General features: G+C 64.0%; 11 protein-coding genes. 6 read left to right on the top strand and 5 right to left on the bottom strand.

Annotated elements, in window-relative coordinates; all coding sequences use genetic code 11:
* Positions 1 to 13: 13 nt before the first annotated feature.
* From E0E29_RS16610 to E0E29_RS16590, 5 genes are all read right to left on the bottom strand, one after another.
* Positions 14 to 1,534: an ATP-binding protein gene (locus E0E29_RS16610; RefSeq protein ID WP_130850752.1), complete on the bottom strand. Its 1,521-nt coding sequence runs from the start codon at positions 1,532 to 1,534 to the stop codon at positions 14 to 16.
* Positions 1,531 to 2,856 (bottom strand): vWA domain-containing protein, encoded by a 1,326-nt coding sequence (locus E0E29_RS16605; protein ID WP_130850751.1) that lies wholly within the window; start codon positions 2,854 to 2,856, stop codon positions 1,531 to 1,533. Before E0E29_RS16605 ends, E0E29_RS16610 begins: the two co-directional genes overlap by 4 nt.
* 8 nt (positions 2,857 to 2,864) lie before the next feature.
* Positions 2,865 to 3,842 carry a leucine-rich repeat domain-containing protein gene (locus tag E0E29_RS16600; protein ID WP_130850750.1) on the bottom strand — a complete coding sequence of 326 codons (978 nt, stop codon included), beginning with the start codon at positions 3,840 to 3,842 and terminating at the stop codon, positions 2,865 to 2,867.
* A 137-nt stretch (positions 3,843 to 3,979) separates the two neighbouring features.
* Positions 3,980 to 4,588: a hypothetical protein gene (locus E0E29_RS16595; protein ID WP_130850749.1), complete on the bottom strand. Its 609-nt coding sequence runs from the start codon at positions 4,586 to 4,588 to the stop codon at positions 3,980 to 3,982.
* 82 nt (positions 4,589 to 4,670) lie between these two features.
* Positions 4,671 to 6,158: a hypothetical protein gene (locus E0E29_RS16590; RefSeq protein ID WP_130850748.1), complete on the bottom strand. Its 1,488-nt coding sequence runs from the start codon at positions 6,156 to 6,158 to the stop codon at positions 4,671 to 4,673.
* Positions 6,159 to 6,361: 203 nt separating this feature from the next.
* Here E0E29_RS16590 and E0E29_RS16585 point away from each other — a divergent pair, with 203 nt between their 5' ends.
* The 6 genes from E0E29_RS16585 to smc all read left to right on the top strand — a co-directional run bounded on the left by E0E29_RS16585 (position 6,362) and on the right by smc (position 15,370).
* On the top strand, positions 6,362 to 6,787 hold the full coding sequence (locus tag E0E29_RS16585; protein WP_130850917.1) for a VOC family protein: 426 nt from the start codon (positions 6,362 to 6,364) through the stop codon (positions 6,785 to 6,787).
* Between the two features lie 13 nt (positions 6,788 to 6,800).
* Positions 6,801 to 7,592, top strand: a complete 792-nt coding sequence (locus E0E29_RS16580) for an acyl-CoA dehydratase activase (protein WP_130850747.1) — start codon at positions 6,801 to 6,803, stop codon at positions 7,590 to 7,592.
* Positions 7,589 to 8,866, top strand: a complete 1,278-nt coding sequence (locus tag E0E29_RS16575) for a 2-hydroxyacyl-CoA dehydratase subunit D (RefSeq protein WP_130850746.1) — start codon at positions 7,589 to 7,591, stop codon at positions 8,864 to 8,866. Before E0E29_RS16580 ends, E0E29_RS16575 begins: the two co-directional genes overlap by 4 nt.
* A 16-nt stretch (positions 8,867 to 8,882) precedes the next feature.
* Entirely contained in the window at positions 8,883 to 10,007 is a 1,125-nt protein-coding gene (locus E0E29_RS16570) for a 2-hydroxyacyl-CoA dehydratase subunit D (RefSeq protein WP_130850745.1), read from the top strand.
* Positions 10,008 to 10,019: 12 nt separating this feature from the next.
* A complete protein-coding gene (locus E0E29_RS16565) occupies positions 10,020 to 11,585 on the top strand; it encodes an acyl CoA:acetate/3-ketoacid CoA transferase (protein ID WP_130850744.1) in 1,566 nt (521 codons plus the stop codon).
* A 215-nt stretch (positions 11,586 to 11,800) separates the two neighbouring features.
* Complete coding sequence (gene smc, locus E0E29_RS16560) at positions 11,801 to 15,370, top strand: chromosome segregation protein SMC (protein ID WP_130850743.1); 3,570 nt, start codon at positions 11,801 to 11,803, stop codon at positions 15,368 to 15,370.
* Positions 15,371 to 15,561: the final 191 nt, after the last annotated feature.

Here is a 15,561-nt window from a genome sequence, read left to right as displayed (position 1 = left end):
GGGACGCGTTTTGTTATGCCTCGCCGGGGTCTTCCCGGCGAACCTGGGCGATCTCAGAGAGAAGAGCCTGCTGGGTGTCGTTGAAGAGGAGGGACTTGTTGTGGCGGTAATAGGCCTCGCAGCCGAAGCTCTGGATGAACCAGGAGGTGTGGGTGCCGGCGGTGAGATCAGTGGCGAAGATGACCAGCTCCTGGCCCTCCCCCAGGGCGGCCTCCAGGAAGGCGAAGGCCTGCTCTAGGTGACTGCTCACCTGGGCGGCGGCATTGGCCCGGAGGGCCACGTCGGACTGGAAGTCGGCTTTCAGGAGGTCAAAGGCGGCGCCGTCGGCGGGGGCGGCCTGCTCAATGTGGCGGAGGAGCTCCTCCAGCCGCCCCAGATGGGCCAGGACCAGCCGCTCCCCCTGCCGGTCGCCGGAGCCGGAGGCCCGGCGGCGGGACAGGTCCTGCCGGAGGGCGTCGGACTTCTCTGTCAGGAAGGCGTCGGGCTGGACATCGGAGAGCTGACCCTTCAGGGCGGCCAGATCGGCGTGGAGGGCGTCGGCCAGGGCGTCCAGCTCCCACACCTTCCGGCACTCCTCACGGAGCCGGGAGAGGAGCAGCCCCAAAATGCTCAACCGCTGGTCAAAGGGGGCGGCGGAGAGTTCCCGGACCATCAGGGGGGACCACTTCCCGGAGAGAATCTCATCGACGTGGTAAACTTTTCGGTACTGGTCATAGAGGACCAGGTACTCGGCAAAGTCCCGGGCGATGCGGGGGAGCTGGAGGTATTCCCCCACCACCTCCCGGTCAGCGGGGATGCCCAGGGCCTCGTAGGAGAGGAGCAGCTCGGAGAGGTCCTCCCAGCCCCGGGCGGTGACGAACTGGAGGCCGTCTGCGGTGCGCTCCACGGCGTAAAAGTTCTCTTTGCGCAGGTCCAGGTAGGAGAGGATGGCCCCGTGGATACCCCGGGCCTGGGCGTACTCCTTCCACACGCCGTAGTCGGCGGTGATATCCATGCGCTTGACCCGGTCCAGGGTGACCACGTCGAACTCCCGCACGGACTTGTTGTACTCCGGCGGGTTGCCGGCGGCGGCGATGATCCAGCCCTCAGGGAGGCGCTGGTTGCCAAAGGTCTTGCACTGGAGGAACTGGAGCATCATGGGGGCCAGAGTTTCGGAGATGCAGTTGATCTCATCCAGGAAGAGGATGCCCTCCCGGACGCCGGTCTCCTCCATGGTCCGGTAGACCGAGGCCAAAATCTCGCTCATGGTGTACTCGGTGACCGAGTGGGCCTGGCCGCCGAAGGTCTCCTCACGAATGAAGGGGAGGCCCAGGGCGGACTGGCGGGTGTGGTGGGTGATGGTGTAGCTCACCAGGCCGATGCCCAGCTCAGCGGCGATCTGCTCCATGATCTGGGTCTTGCCGATGCCCGGCGGGCCCATGAGGAGGAGGGGCCGCTGCCGCACCGGCGGGATACGCCAGGCCCCCAGCTCGTCTTTGGACAGATAGGCCCGGACGGTGTTTTGGATCTCCTCTTTGGCGCGTTTGATGTTCATGGATCTTCCTCCTCGGAAAGGGTGTCAGGGTAGGTTTCCTCCTGGATGAGCTCATCCTCGTCCAGCAGCACCCGGATGCCCCAGGGGGGCACCCGCTCCGGGAAGCCCTGCTGGGCCAGCATGACAAAGGCGGCGTCGTAGGCGGGCCGCCGGGCGGGGTAGATCCCCAGACCGTCGGTGAAGTACAGGAGCCCCCGCAGGTCCCGGAGCTCGCCCTTTCTGATCAGGCCGTCCACATGTTCAAAGACGGGCCGGAAGTCGGTGGCGCTCTGGCCGGTGAGCTGGAAGTGCTCCATGGCGGCCTTCAATTCCTCTTCATTTGTAATCAGCTGGTCGGAACGGAGCTGGTCATCACACTGGAGGAGCCGCAGGCGGAAGGTGCGGAAAAAGCTCTCCGACTCCTTTAGGATGGCATAGGTGTAGGAGAGGAACTCCCGCACCAGCTCCCCGGAGGTGGACATGGAGGTATCGATAGCGATGACCAGGTCCCGGACCCGGCGGGTCTCCCGGGTCTCCAGAGGCTCGATGAGGGGCATATTGCCGTAGCGGCGCAGGCCGTAGGCGTAGTAGCCGTAGTCAAAGGCGTCGGCGTCCACCCCCAGCTCCTCACCCAGCACGGCGAAGCGCTGGAGAAAGGCCCGGTAGTTGTGCTTCTCCCGGGCCTCCACCTTCAGATGCTCCAGCACCGCCTGACCGCCGGTGGCGTTCTGGCTGAACACCGTCTCCATGCCGGTCTGCACCCGCTGAGCGGCATGCTGCCACTGCTCCTCGTTCTCCTGGGTCTGCTTCTGGTCCCAGAGGCTGTGGTCGTCCTGGAGAAATTCCCGGGCCAGGGTGGCCCGCTCATAGGGGGAGGGGCGTTCCAGACGGAAGAAGCGGTAGATGGCCTCGGCGGTGAGGGCCTTTTCCCCGCCCCCCAGCCGAGCGTAGAGGGCCTGCCGCCGGCTTACCGCCACCGGCGCGGCCAGACAGGGGTAGTCTAGTCCGTCCAGGATGGACTCCACCGCGATATCACAGCTGAGGTCCCACAGCTCCCCGTCCCGGCCCCTGCGCTTGGGGAGGTGGCGGAGGAGGCAGTGGAGGACGGTGTGGAGGTAGGCCCGGCACACCAGGGCCCGGCTGCGCTCATACCGGGCGGAGAGCCAGGTGCCGCAGTAGTAGAGGGCCCGACCGTCGGTGGCCAGAGTGGGGGTGTCAAAGCCGGTTTCCGGCCGGAGGGTACCCAGAGCGGCGTCCAGAAAGGGCAAGTTGAGGTAGAGTTCGTTCCGGGCGGCAAACAGGATCTTTTGGCCCAAAGCCTGCCATTCACTGCGTTCTGCCATGGTCCACCTCACAGATCAAAGGACTTGTCCAGGCCCTGCCCCGGCGCGGGGCGCAGGTCCTCCAGCAGGAGGGCCAGGGCCTCGGTGTTCCCCCGCTGCCGGGCGGCGTCGCAGGCGGCGGAGCGCTGGGCGGGGGAGAGGAGCTTTTGGGAGAGAAGGAAGGAGAGCCCCTCCTGATCCCGCCGGTCCAGCAGGAGCTGGACCGCCTCCGCTCCGTGGTCGGAGAGGGCGGAGCGGTAGGCCGCCTTGGCTCCAGCGGAGAGACGGAAGGGCCAGCGGAGCCGGTCCAGGGCCATCCGGCAGACGGCGGGGAAGTCGTGCTCAGCCAGGAGCCGGTCCAGACAACCGTCATAGGCGCCGAAGTCCACCACGCCGTTCTGGACGCACTGGCGGCAGGCGTAGCCGCCCCCCTGGATGCGGGTCTGGAAGATGTGGGGGGCGGCCAGCAGCTCCAGCTCCTCGTGCCATGCGGGGAAGAAGAGCCGGGCCTCCACCCCGTCGGGGAAGCGGAGCACCACCTCCAGGTCGGCCACGCAGTCGGCCAGCAGGGGGCGCAGGCAGCTCCTGCCGTCCTCCCCCAAGGTCAGGGTAATCTTCCGGAGAGGACAGTTCATGAAGGAGTCGCTGCCCAGCCGCTCCACAGACCCGGTGAGAGTGAGGTGGGCCAGATTCCGGCAGTTATAGAAGGCGTAATCCCCCACGGTTTTGAGCCCGGCGGGGAGGACTAGGTCGCGGATGGCGGAGGCATCGTGTTGGGGTTCCGTGCCACCGCAGGTGACATGGACCTGAAAGGCGTTGGCGCAGCCGGAGAGATCGGGCTCCCGCTGGGAGAGGGCGTAGGGTCCCAGGGCGGTTACCGGCTGGCCCAGCACCAAGTCGGGCAGCACGATATGGGCGGTGTCAGCGGCACAGCGCAGGATGGTGACGCCCTCCTGCGTTTTGCGGCAGGTGAGGAGCAGATCGCTCTCACTGGTCTGTCGTTCCATATTGGTTCCCTCCCTTCAGTTTCAGCAGGCAACATGATACCACCTCCGTCCCGACGAGGCAAGAGGGACAAATGGGCAAAAAAGGCTCCGCCGGTCACGGCGGAGCCTTTTGGAGCGAAACGGGAAACAGGGCTGTTTTACGCGTTATCCATCTCGGAGAGGGTGGCCTCCAGAGCGGAGAAAGCGGCCTCATCCTCAGTGGTAGAGAAGAGCATGATATTGATGAGGTAATCCCCCTGCTTGCGCAGGTACTGCCGCTGATAGGGGGTGTCCTGGCCCTCCATGGTCAGGGGGACCATGAGGTAGGCGTGGCCGGGCAGCTGTACAGTGGAGGTGCTGCCCACAGAGTAGGTGGCGCCCTCAAGCTCGGCTCCAGACTTCAGGCCGTCAATGTAGTCATTGGCGTTGCCGCTGTAACTTTGCACCAAGATGAGAATGCCGTTTCCGGTCTCAGTGTCCTTGGCGGAGAGCTCATAGTGGTAGACGGAGGTGGGGTCCTCGCCGGTGCCGCCACGCTGGATGTCCAGGGCCTTGTCGGCCTCGGCGCTCATGGCGTCCAGGTCCTCCTGGCTGGTGGCCTCCCAGCCCTGTGGCAGGGTAAAGCGGAGGTCCACGAAGGCGTCGTAGAAGATGCTGTCCTGCCAATAGCCGGGGGAGTAGTGGTTGCGTTTGTCTTCGCTGCAGCTCGTCAGCAGTACGCCCAGCAGGGCGGTCAGCAGGAGCAGCGCGATGGTGCGCTTTTTCATGTCTGTCCTCCTGTGCAGATGAGATTCTTTTCGTATCATACCACAAAAAAGAGGAGAAGAAAACACCGTTGTAGGACCGTGGTCATATCGGCGTAGGACCGCCGGAGGGTGAGCGGGCCTCCGGCTCGCCGCTCTGCCCCAGGGTGAGCATACGGTAGATCATACCGCCGTACCTGCGTTCCAGTTCGGGCACATCCCGGTGATCGAAGCACTGGCAGGCGTTCAGGGATTGGAGATGCTCCAGGCACCGCCGCGCCGCCTGGATGAGCACCTCGCTCTGGACGGTGTAGAACATGGGACCCTCGCCTGTCAAATAGGCGGCGGGGTTTTTGAGAAAGAGCTTTTTAGGGCTGAGGTAGACCGCGAGGCCGGGCTGCGGTCCCACGGGGAGGGCGTCGTCATCCAGGACAAAGAATCGGATGTCATGGTTGGCCAGGACCCGCTCCTTGATGTTTTCCAGGTGCTCCAGGCGCTGGGCGTAGGACATGTGGTATGGGATGTCGGCGAAGAGGAGGCCGCCGGAGTCCAAATAGCGCAGGAGGGAGGATTTGAGCAGGTAAAAGTCGATGTGGCTTTTCTGGAAGACCTCCTCCCAGGTGATGAACAGCCGCCTGAGGTCCCATACGGGGCCGGCGGCCGGTCCGCCGGCCTGAAGGATGGGTTCGCAGACGGAGGGGGGCAGCAGAAATTCAAAGCCGTAGGGGGAAAAGAACTGAAATTGATCCCGGCTGTAGAAGTCGGTGCGGTATCCGCCCCGGCGCATGTCCTCCGGCTGGGCGGGACTCAGCAGAACGGGCCGCTCGGAAAGGCGGGTCATGGCAGTTTCCCGCAGATGGGTTCCCGCCGCGCCCTGGGCCATGACGAGGGCGTCCAGTTCTCCGCGGCCGTCCATGCTCATGAGCATGCCGCAGTGCTCACCTGCCGCCAGGAGCCCTTCCCGCTCCAGCCCCGCGCCGTCGTACAGGGTGATGAAGCTCGCCCTGTTCCGGCTGAGGAAGCCGTAGAGCCGCTCCATCTCCTCCTGACCGCCGCTCTGAAAGGCCGTCAGGTCCAGCGCGGCGTGGATATGGACGCCGCTGCCGTGGAAGAGGTGCTCCAGGGCGGGAAAATCCCGGCTTTTGAGCAGGGTGAGCAGATCGATGGTGCAGACCACCGTCTCCCCCTTACCTGGGGTGGGGATGGCCCGCAGACGCCCCAGGATCTCGTGGTGCCGGATGAGCAGCTCCGCTTCCGATGTGGCAGCGGTACCGGCAGCGGTCCGGTGGTGGACGGAGGCATCGTATGCCTCCGTCAGAAGGGCGGTGATCCGAGGCTCCAGTTCCGCCTCCGCACCGGCTCCGGGAAAGGCGGCGTCAAAGGCGGCCTCCGCGCCATCCCGGCGGATGGCGTCCCCGAAAAACCGCCCCAGCGCCACATCCACCGTGTGGGCGGTCTTGGGGGCGGGGAGCAGGTCCTTGTTGCACCACTTGCTGATATAGGAGACGTCGTAGCCGACCTCATCGGCCACCGCGTAGAGCTTACTGCCCGTGAAGTCCACCAGCCGCCGGAGCAGAGCGCCATATTCCGTCATAACAGATCCCTCCCTGTGCTCCCTGTTTGGGTCAGTATACCATAGGTGGGACCACTTTTCAAATCCGCCATGCAACTTGATTCAAGTTGCATGGCGGATTCAAGTTTGATGCAACTCATTTCCAGAAAAGTCCATTGCATTTCATGGCTTCACGCTGCGGACCATGCTACACTGGTGCCACTTCAAAGGAAAGGGTGACCAAAATGAAACCCCTGCGGATGCACCATGTGGGAGTGGTCCTCCCCACTGTGGAACAGGCGGAACGCCTCATCAAGCTCTTTGGCCTGGAGGTGGATTACCGAGGCTATGTAAAGAGCTATCACGCCGACCTGATCTTTACCAAGTATGGCCCACGGGAGAGCCCCATTGAGTTCATCATCCCGCATGAGGGGGTGCTCACCCGCTTCAACGGCGGCAAGGGCGGCATTGCCCATATCGCTTTCGAGGTGGAGGATGTGGAGGCCGCCAGCCGGGAGCTGGAGGCACAGGGTCTGGAGATGTTGGAGAAAGAGGCGGTGGAGGGAACCTCCGATATCATCGTCAATTTCCTGCGGCCCCGGTACTCTGAGGGCATCCTCTTCGAACTGGTCCAGACCGTGGGTCCCATCGACCGCGGCGAACAGAACTGAGGGAGGAAACAGCATGTATACCATGGGCATCGACGTGGGCTCCGCCTCCTCCAAGGCCGTCATCCTCCGAGATGGCAAGGAGGTAGTGGCGGGTCTGGCCGTCCAGGCGGGCACCGGCAGCAGCGGGCCCGGCCGGGTGCTGGAGGAGATCACCGCAGTGAGCGGACTCGACCTGAAGGACATGGACTTCATCCTGGCCACCGGCTATGGCCGCACCGCCCTGCCGATGGCCAACAAGCAGATGAGCGAGATCACCTGTCACGCCAAGGGTGTCTTTTTCCAGGACCCCTCCGTCCGCACCATCATCGATATCGGCGGGCAGGACGTGAAGGCCATCGCCCTGGACGACCGGGGCGGCATCCGCCAGTTCTATATGAACGACAAGTGTGCCGCCGGTACAGGCCGGTTCCTGGAGGTCATGGCCCGGGTGCTGGAGGTGCCGCTGGAGGAGATGGCAGAGTACCACTTCCGTTCCAAAAATCCCGCCCAGGTGAGCAGCACCTGTACGGTCTTTGCCGAGTCCGAGGTCATTTCCCTCCTCTCCCGAGGGACGGCCAAGGAGGATATCATCGCCGGTGTCCACTTCAGCGTGGCGGCCAAAGCCTGTGCCCTGGCCCAGCGTGTGGGGGTCCGGCGGGAGGTGGTCCTGTGCGGCGGCGCCGCCAAGAACGGCGGTGTGGCCGATGCCATTGAAAAGGAGTTGGGGGCGCCCCTGGTGGTGGCCCAAAATCCGCAGCTCACCGGCGCGCTGGGCGCCGCCCTGCTGGCCTATGAGGAAATGATGCGAAAGGAGCGTTCCGCATGAGTGAGAAATCCACCCAAGAGATGACGGCGAAAGAGCTTCTGGCCTATTACCAGGCCAAGCTGGATGAGGAGGCACGACAGGCCAAGGCCAACGGCAAGCTGGTGTGCTGGTCGGCTTCTGTGGCGCCGCCGGAGATGTGTGTGGCCATGGACATCTCCATGGTCTACCCCGAGACCCACGCCGCCGGCATCGGCGCCCGTAAGGGCGCCATGGACATGCTGGAGGTGGCCGACCGCATGGGCTACTCCGTGGACTGCTGCTCCTACGGCCGGGTGAACATGGGCTATATGGAGCTGCTGAAGGAGGAGGCCATGACGGGCAAGACCCCCGAGGCCCTGGCCAATTCCCCCGCCGCCCGGGTGCCCCTCCCCGACCTGGTCATCACCTGCAACAACATCTGCAACACCCTCCTCAAGTGGTATGAGAATCTGGCCGCCGAGCTGAACATCCCCTGCATCGTTATCGACGTGCCCTTCAACCACACCATGCCGGTGTCCGAGCACGCCAAGGAGTACATCGCCGACGAGTTCCGCAACGCCATCTCCCAGCTGGAGGTCATCTGCGGCCGGCCCTTCGACTATGAGAAGTTCCACCAGGTCCGCCGCCAGACCCAGCGCTCCATCGCCCAGTGGAACCGCATCGCCTCCATGAGCCGCTATAAACCCTCTCCTCTCAACGGCTTCGACCTCTTTAACTACATGGCCCTGGTGGTGTGCGCCCGCAGCCGGGACTACGCCGAGATCACCTTCAAGAAGTTCGCCGACGAGCTGGAGGAGAAGTATAAGATGGGCGAGTCTGCCTTCAAGGGTGCTGAGAAGAACCGCATTGCCTGGGAGGGCATCGCTGTGTGGCCCTATCTGGGGCACACCTTCAAGACCCTAAAGAACCAGGGTACCATCATGACCGGCTCGGCCTACCCCAACATGTGGGACCTGACCTATGACGCCGAGGACGAATCCCTCCACTCCATGGCCGAGGCCTATACCCGCACCTATATCAACACCTGCCTGGAAAACAAGGTGGCCGTCCTGCGGCGGATTATGGAGGAGGGCCAGTGCGACGGCGTCCTCTATCACCTCAACCGCAGCTGCAAGCTCATGAGCTTTTTGAATGTGGAGACTGCTGAGCGCATCCAGGAGAAGAATGGTCTGCCCTACGTCAGCTTCGACGGCGATCAGACCGATCCCAGGAACTTTGCTCCCGCTCAGTACGATACCCGGGTCCAGGCCCTGGGCGAGATGATGGAGCAGGCTGCCGACGGCGGCCAGGCATGAGGAAGGAGCGGAAGTCATGGAAGAGAATGTGAAAGCTCTGCTGGAGCAGTTCAGAGCCATTGCCGGCGATCCCAGGAAGGCTGTGGCCGACCACCTGGCCGAGACGGGGAAGGGCGCCATCGGTATGATGCCCATCTACGCCCCCGAGGAGCTGGTCCACGCCACCGGTTTCCTCCCTGTGGGCCTCTGGGGCGGCAGCCGCCCCGTGACCAAGGCCCGTACCTACCTGCCGCCCTTCGCCTGCTCCATCATGCAGCAGGTCATGGAGCTGGAGTGCGAGGGGGCCTATGACGACCTGGCCGCCGTGGTCTTTTCCGTCCCCTGTGATACCCTCAAGTGCATGTCCCAGAAATGGAAGGGCACCTCCCCCGTGCTGGTCTTTACCCATCCCCAGAACCGGGGCCTGGAGGCGGCCAACCGTTTCCTGGAGCGGGAGTACGCCATTTTGAAGGAGAAGCTGGAGGACATCACCGGGGTGAAGATCACCAACGCCGCCCTGGAGCGCTCCATCCAGATCTACAATGAGAACCGGGCCGCCATGCGGGAGTTCTCGGCTCTGGCCGCCCAGTATCCCCAGGTCATCTCCGCTGTGGATCGCCACGCCGTCTTCAAGGCCCGGCTTTTCATGGAGAAGTCCCGCCATACCGCCCTGGTGCGGGCGCTGATGGAGGCCGTCCGGGCGGCGGAGCCCCAGCCCTGGACCGGTAAAAAGGTGGTGGTCACCGGCATCCTGCTGGAGCCCAACGGCCTGCTGGAGATCTTCGACCGGCTGGGTCTCGCCATCGTCGCCGACGATCTGGCCCAGGAGTCCCGCCAGATCCGGGTGGACGTGCCCGACGGCGACGAGGCACCCCTCTATCGCCTGGCCAAGGTATGGCAGAAGATGTACGGCTGCTCCGTGGCCACCGATACCCAAAAGCAGCGGGGTCCCATGCTCCTGGATATGGTCCGCAAGACCGGCGCCGACGCCGTGGTGGTTGCCATGATGAAGTTCTGCGATCCCGAGGAGTGGGACTACCCCATCTACTACAAGCAGTTTGAGGCCCAGGGGGTCCGCAGCCTTATGATCGAGGTGGACCAGGAGTCCATATCCTTTGAACAGATCCACACCCGGCTCCAGAGCCTGGTGGAGACCCTGTAAGGGGGCAGAAGCATGGGCAAGGTCAAGATCATCTCCCCGGAGGAGGCGGCTGGCCTTCTCAAAGATGGGGATACCTTTACCACCAGCGGCTTTGTGGCCAGCTGCATCCCGGAGGCGCTGAACAAAGCGGTGGAGCGGCGCTTCCTGGAGACGGGCCACCCCAGGGATCTCACTTACGTCTACGCCAGCTCCCAGGGCAACAAGGACGGCAGCGGCGGAGAGCACTATGCCCACAAGGGGCTGCTCAAACGCTTCATCGCCGGCCACTGGGCCACGGTGCCCGCCCTGGGGGAGATGGCCATGCGCAATGAGATCGAGGGCTATAACCTCTCCCAGGGCGCCCTGTGCCACCTCTTCCGGGACATTGCCGCCCACAAGCCGGGTACCATTACGCCGGTGGGCCTGGGGACCTTTATCGATCCCCAAAACGGCGGCGGCAAGGTCAACAGCATCACCACAGAAGACCTGGTGGAGCGCATCACCATCAAGGGGAAGGATTACCTCTTCTATCCCGCTTTTCCCATCCAGGTGGCCTTCCTGCGGGGGACCTGCGCCGACGAGAATGGCAATGTGACCCTTGAGAAGGAAATCGCCTCACTGGAGGCCACCTCGGTGGCCCAGGCCGTGAAGAACAGCGGCGGCGTGGTGGTGGTCCAGGTGGAGGAGGTGGTCCGGGCGGGCAGCCTGGACCCCAGACTGGTCAAGATTCCCGGCATCTATGTAGACTACGTTGTGGTGGCTGGGCCGGAGGACCACGAGCAGTCCATCGGCTGCCGGTACGACCCTGTCCTCGCCGGGGCGCGCCGGGCACCGGACGCGGAATCGGCGTCGCTCCCCCTGAGCGCCAAGAAGATCATCGGACGCCGGGGCGCTCTGGAGCTGCGGCCGGACATCACGGTAAACCTGGGCGTGGGCGCGCCGGAATACGTGGCTGCTGTGGCGGCGGAGGAGGGCATCGGTGACCGGATGACTCTGACGGTGGAGAGCGGCCCCGTGGGCGGTATTCCAAAGGGCGGTCCCCAGTTCGGCTCCTCCGCCAACGCCGACGCCATTCTGGACCAGGGCTATCAGTTCGACTTCTATGACGGCGGCGGACTGGACCAGGCCTACCTGGGGCTGGCCCAGTGCGACCAGCACGGCAACATCAACGTCAGCCGCTTCGGACCTAAAATTGCCGGCTGCGGCGGCTTTATCGATATCAGTCAGAACACCAGGAAGGTCTTCTTCTGCGGTACCTTTACCGCCGACGGACTGAAGGTCCGTATCCAGGATGGGGCCGTCCACATCGACCAAGAGGGAAGGAGCAAAAAGTTCCTCCGGCAGGTGGAGCAGGTGACCTTCAGCGGTGATATGGCGGTGCAGAACGGCCAGCGGGTGACCTATATCACGGAGCGTTGCGTCTTCCACCTGGAACCCGACGGCCTTCACCTTATAGAAATTGCCCCTGGCATCGATCTCCAGCGGGATATTTTGGACCAGATGGAGTTCGTGCCGATCATTGAATACAAAGACGGTGTGGTCCCGCTGATGGACCCCCGCATCTTCCAAAATGCTCCCATGGGTCTGGGCAGAACCTGAAAAAGCTGTCCGTCCCCATTCGGAGGCTGCCTTTTCTTGTTTCCCGCCCCGTATTTGGGGTCCCTCTCTATCTCAGTTCATGCCGCGCGGCCCGCTGTTTCAGCGGGCCGCGCGGCATTTTTCGCCCCATTTGTGCCGCGTGGAGCGTTGCAAAGCGGACGGGAACTTGATATAATATCTTATTCACAACATGGTAAGATAGGGAGTGTGTGCCTTTGTACCTTAAGGCGCTGGAGATCCAGGGCTTCAAATCGTTCCCGGACAAGACGGTCCTGACCTTCGACCACGATGTCACCGCCATCGTGGGTCCCAACGGCAGCGGCAAATCCAATATCTCCGACGCCATCCGCTGGGTCATGGGGGAGCAGTCCACCCGTGCCCTCCGGGGCGGCAAGATGGAGGACGTCATCTTCGGCGGCACCGCCAAGCGCAAGCAGCTGGGGTTTGCCGAAGTCTCCCTGGTGCTGGACAACACCGGTCACCTCTTTGACCGGGAGGAGAGCGAGATCATGGTCACCCGGCGGTACTACCGTTCGGGAGAGAGCGAGTACTTCATCAACCGCCACACCGTGCGTCTCCGGGACGTGAACGAGCTGTTCATGGACACCGGCCTGGGCCGGGAGGGCTACTCCATCATCAGCCAGGGCAAGATCGACGAGATCCTGTCCGTCAAGAGCACCGACCGCCGGGAGGTCTTTGAGGAGGCCGCCGGCATCTCCCGTTACCGCCACCGGAAGGAGGAGGCGGAGCGGAAGCTGGAGCGCACCCAGGAGAACCTGGTCCGGGTCAACGACAAGATCGACGAGCTGGAGCTCCAGGTGGAGCCCCTCCGGGCCCAGGCGGAGAAGGCCAAAAAATTCCTGGTCCTGCGGGACGAGCTCCGGGGACTGGAGATCTCTCTGTGGATGGACCAGCTAGACAAGGTCCGGGCGAACAGCCGGAAGCTCCTCTCCGACTACGAGAATGCGGTCCGCCAGAAGGAGGAGGCCAAGGTCCTGGTGGAGCGGCTCTACGCCGCCGCTGAGGACTACGCCGCCAAAATGCGGGAGAAGGACATGGAGGCCGAGGGCGTCCGATTCCAGATCCAGCAGCGCCAGGCCGACGCCAACGAGTGTGAGCGGGCGGTGGCGGTGCTCCGGACCCAGATCCAGAGCAACCTGGAAAACGCCGACCGGGTCCGGCGGGAGCTGGACCAGCAGGAGGGTCGGGCAGGGTCCATCTCGGAGCAGATCGACCAGCGCCGCACCCGCCTGGAGGAGATCGCCGCCCGCCGGACCGGGCTGGAGGAGGAGCTCTCCACCGCCCGGCAGGCCGACCAGGACGAGCGCCGCAGCGCCGGTACCCTGGAGAGTGAGCTGGAGGCCCTGCGGGAGAAGGAGAACATGGAGAACGCCTCCGCCGCCGAGGCCAAGGCCCTTCTCTCCGCCCTGGCTGCCGCGGCCCAGGAGCTGCTGGACCGGGACGAGGCCGTCCGGCAGGAGCTCTCCGCCGGGGAGGAGAAGCTCTCCGCCGCCCGCAAGGTGGCCGGGGAGATCGCCGCCGATCTCAAAAAGGCCAAGGAGGACCGGGAGGCCTTGGGCAACGTCATCAGCGGCTATACCATGCGGGCCGAGTCCCGGAAGCGAAAGGTAGAGACCGCCCAGGAGACCCACCGAAAGCTCCAGATGGACGAGCACGCCCTCACCTCCCGGGTCCATATGCTCTCTGAGATGGAGAAACTCTACGAGGGCTACTCCAAGGCGGTGAAGCTGGTCATGGGGGAGGCCCAGCGGGGGAACCTCCGCCACATCCACGGCCCGGTGGCCGGACTGGTCCACGTGCCCGACCCATACACGGTGGCGGTGGAGATCGCCCTGGGGGGCGCCATGCAGAACATCGTGGTGGACAGCGAGGAGGACGGCAAGGCCGCCATCGGTTTCCTGAAGCGCCGGGACGGCGGCCGGTGTACCTTCCTCCCCCTGAGCGCCATCCGCCCCTCCGAGTTCCGGGATACCGCCGTGGAGCACGAGCCCGGCTTCGTGGGCATGGGGGACCGGCTGGTGGAGTTCGATCCCAGATACAAGAACATCTTTTCCAATCTGCTGGGCCGGGTGGTGGTGGCCGAGGACATGGACGCCGCCATTGCCATGGCCAGAAAGTACCGCTACCGCTTCAAGATCGTCACCCTGGACGGCCAGGTCCTTAACCCCGGCGGCTCCATGACCGGCGGCTCCGCCTCACGCTCGGCGGGCATCCTCAGCCGGGCCAACGAGCTGGAGCGGCTGAACGCCCAGGTGGACGGGGTGCGGGCTCAGCTGGACCAGGCTGCCAAGTCCCTGGAGGAGGCCCGGCGGGAATCCGCCGTGGCCATCTACGAGCTGGAGACCGCCCAGTCCCAGTGCCGTGAGCTGGAGGACAGGATTCTTCAGCTAGAGGAGCGGAGCGCCGCCCAGGAGAAGACCTGCGCCGACCTGGAGGGTCAGCGCGGGAGCCTGCGGGAGGAGCTCACCGAGATCGAGGGCCGCTCCCGTCAGACCGAGGCGGACACCGCCAATGCCAGAGCCCGGATCGAGGAGCTGGAGGGCGCCGCCGCCGCCCTGCGGCTGGAGGCCGAGGGCAAGGCTGCGGGCCAGGCGGAGATCAAGGCCCGGATGGAGGCGGTGAGCGCCAGGATCGCCCAGCTCAGCCAGGAGACCGCCGCTCTGGAGGCCGAGCGGGCCGCCACCGAGCAGGCCCTCACCGAGCTGGAGGACCTGCGCCGGGACATCACCGGCGACAAGGAGCAGCGGGAAAACATGCTCCGTGAGCTGGAGACCAAGAATGACGACCTCAATGAAAAGATCCGGACCCAGGAGGAGAAGCTCCAGGCCATCCGGGTGGAGAACGAGGGACGGCAGGCCGAGATTGAGAAGCTCAACCAGGAGCGTCTGGCCCTCGAGGCAGAGCGGAACCGGGCTGACAAGGAGAGCCGGGACAAGAACAGCGAGCTGCTGAACATGGAGCGAGAGGTCTCGGTTCTGGAGCAAAAAAAGGTCACCGCCTCCATGGAGGAGAAGCAGATCCTGGACAAACTCTGGGAGACCTATGAGCTCTCCCACGAGGCAGCCCGGGCCCAGCGCCAGGAGCTGGAGAGTGTGCCCAAGGCCCAGAAGCGGGTGGGGGAGCTCAAACGGAGCATCTCCGGCCTGGGCAACATCAATCTGGACGCCATCGAGGAGTTCGACCGGGTCAACCAGCGCTATACTTACCTCACCGACCAGCGGGACGACGTGCGCCGGTCCAAAGAGGAGCTGGAAAAGGTCATTGCCGACATTACCGGGGAAATGAAATCTATTTTTTCCCAGCAATTTGGTGTCATCAACGCCGCTTTTGGGGAGACTTTTACCGAACTCTTTGGCGGCGGTATGGCCACCCTGGAGTTGGACGACCCGGAGGACATCCTGGGCTGCGGCATTGAGATCAAGGTCCAGCCGCCGGGCAAGGCCCTGAAAGTCCTCTCCCTGCTCTCCGGAGGTGAGAAGGCCTTCGTAGCCATCGCTCTCTACTTCGCTATTTTGAAGGTGCGGCCCACCCCCTTCTGCGTTATGGACGAGATCGAGGCCGCCCTGGATGACGTCAACGTCACCCGGTTCGCCCGGTACCTCCGGGGCATGAGCACCAAGACCCAGTTCATCGTCATCACCCACCGCCGCGGCACCATGGAGGAGGCCGACGTCCTCTACGGTGTCACCATGCAGGAACAAGGAGTCAGTCGTTTGCTGACCATCAACCTGAACGATGTGGAAAAGGAACTGCATATCAAGTGATTTGGGAGGCGGTCAACATGCGTCGAGCGCGCAGGGCGAAAGCCGTCATGTGGTACCTGATGGTCCCGGGTGTTTTGCTGGAGATCCTGTTCCTTCTATTGGGGAAGCAGAACATTGTCCTGTTGCTGATTGGCGGAGGCCTCATGATGGGCGGCCTGATTATTTGGGCTGTTTTCTGGCGATGCCCCGAC

The organism is Intestinimonas timonensis, from assembly GCF_900626145.1.
Lineage (GTDB): Bacteria > Bacillota > Clostridia > Oscillospirales > Oscillospiraceae > Intestinimonas > Intestinimonas aquisgranensis.
The sequence above is the reverse complement of the archived record's forward strand: the minus strand, read 5'-3'. Positions and strand labels throughout refer to the sequence as shown.

Bases quoted from the DNA above. Each gene is read 5' to 3' on its own strand.
- E0E29_RS16610 (WP_130850752.1), bottom strand. From the start codon at position 1,534: ATGAACATCAAACGCGCCAAAGAGGAGATCCAAAACACCGTCCGGGCC.
- E0E29_RS16605 (WP_130850751.1), bottom strand. From the start codon at position 2,856: ATGGCAGAACGCAGTGAATGGCAGGCTTTGGGCCAAAAGATCCTGTTT.
- E0E29_RS16600 (WP_130850750.1), bottom strand. From the start codon at position 3,842: ATGGAACGACAGACCAGTGAGAGCGATCTGCTCCTCACCTGCCGCAAA.
- E0E29_RS16595 (WP_130850749.1), bottom strand. From the start codon at position 4,588: ATGAAAAAGCGCACCATCGCGCTGCTCCTGCTGACCGCCCTGCTGGGC.
- E0E29_RS16590 (WP_130850748.1), bottom strand. From the start codon at position 6,158: ATGACGGAATATGGCGCTCTGCTCCGGCGGCTGGTGGACTTCACGGGC.
- E0E29_RS16585 (WP_130850917.1), top strand. From the start codon at position 6,362: ATGAAACCCCTGCGGATGCACCATGTGGGAGTGGTCCTCCCCACTGTG.
- E0E29_RS16580 (WP_130850747.1), top strand. From the start codon at position 6,801: ATGTATACCATGGGCATCGACGTGGGCTCCGCCTCCTCCAAGGCCGTC.
- E0E29_RS16575 (WP_130850746.1), top strand. From the start codon at position 7,589: ATGAGTGAGAAATCCACCCAAGAGATGACGGCGAAAGAGCTTCTGGCC.
- E0E29_RS16570 (WP_130850745.1), top strand. From the start codon at position 8,883: ATGGAAGAGAATGTGAAAGCTCTGCTGGAGCAGTTCAGAGCCATTGCC.
- E0E29_RS16565 (WP_130850744.1), top strand. From the start codon at position 10,020: ATGGGCAAGGTCAAGATCATCTCCCCGGAGGAGGCGGCTGGCCTTCTC.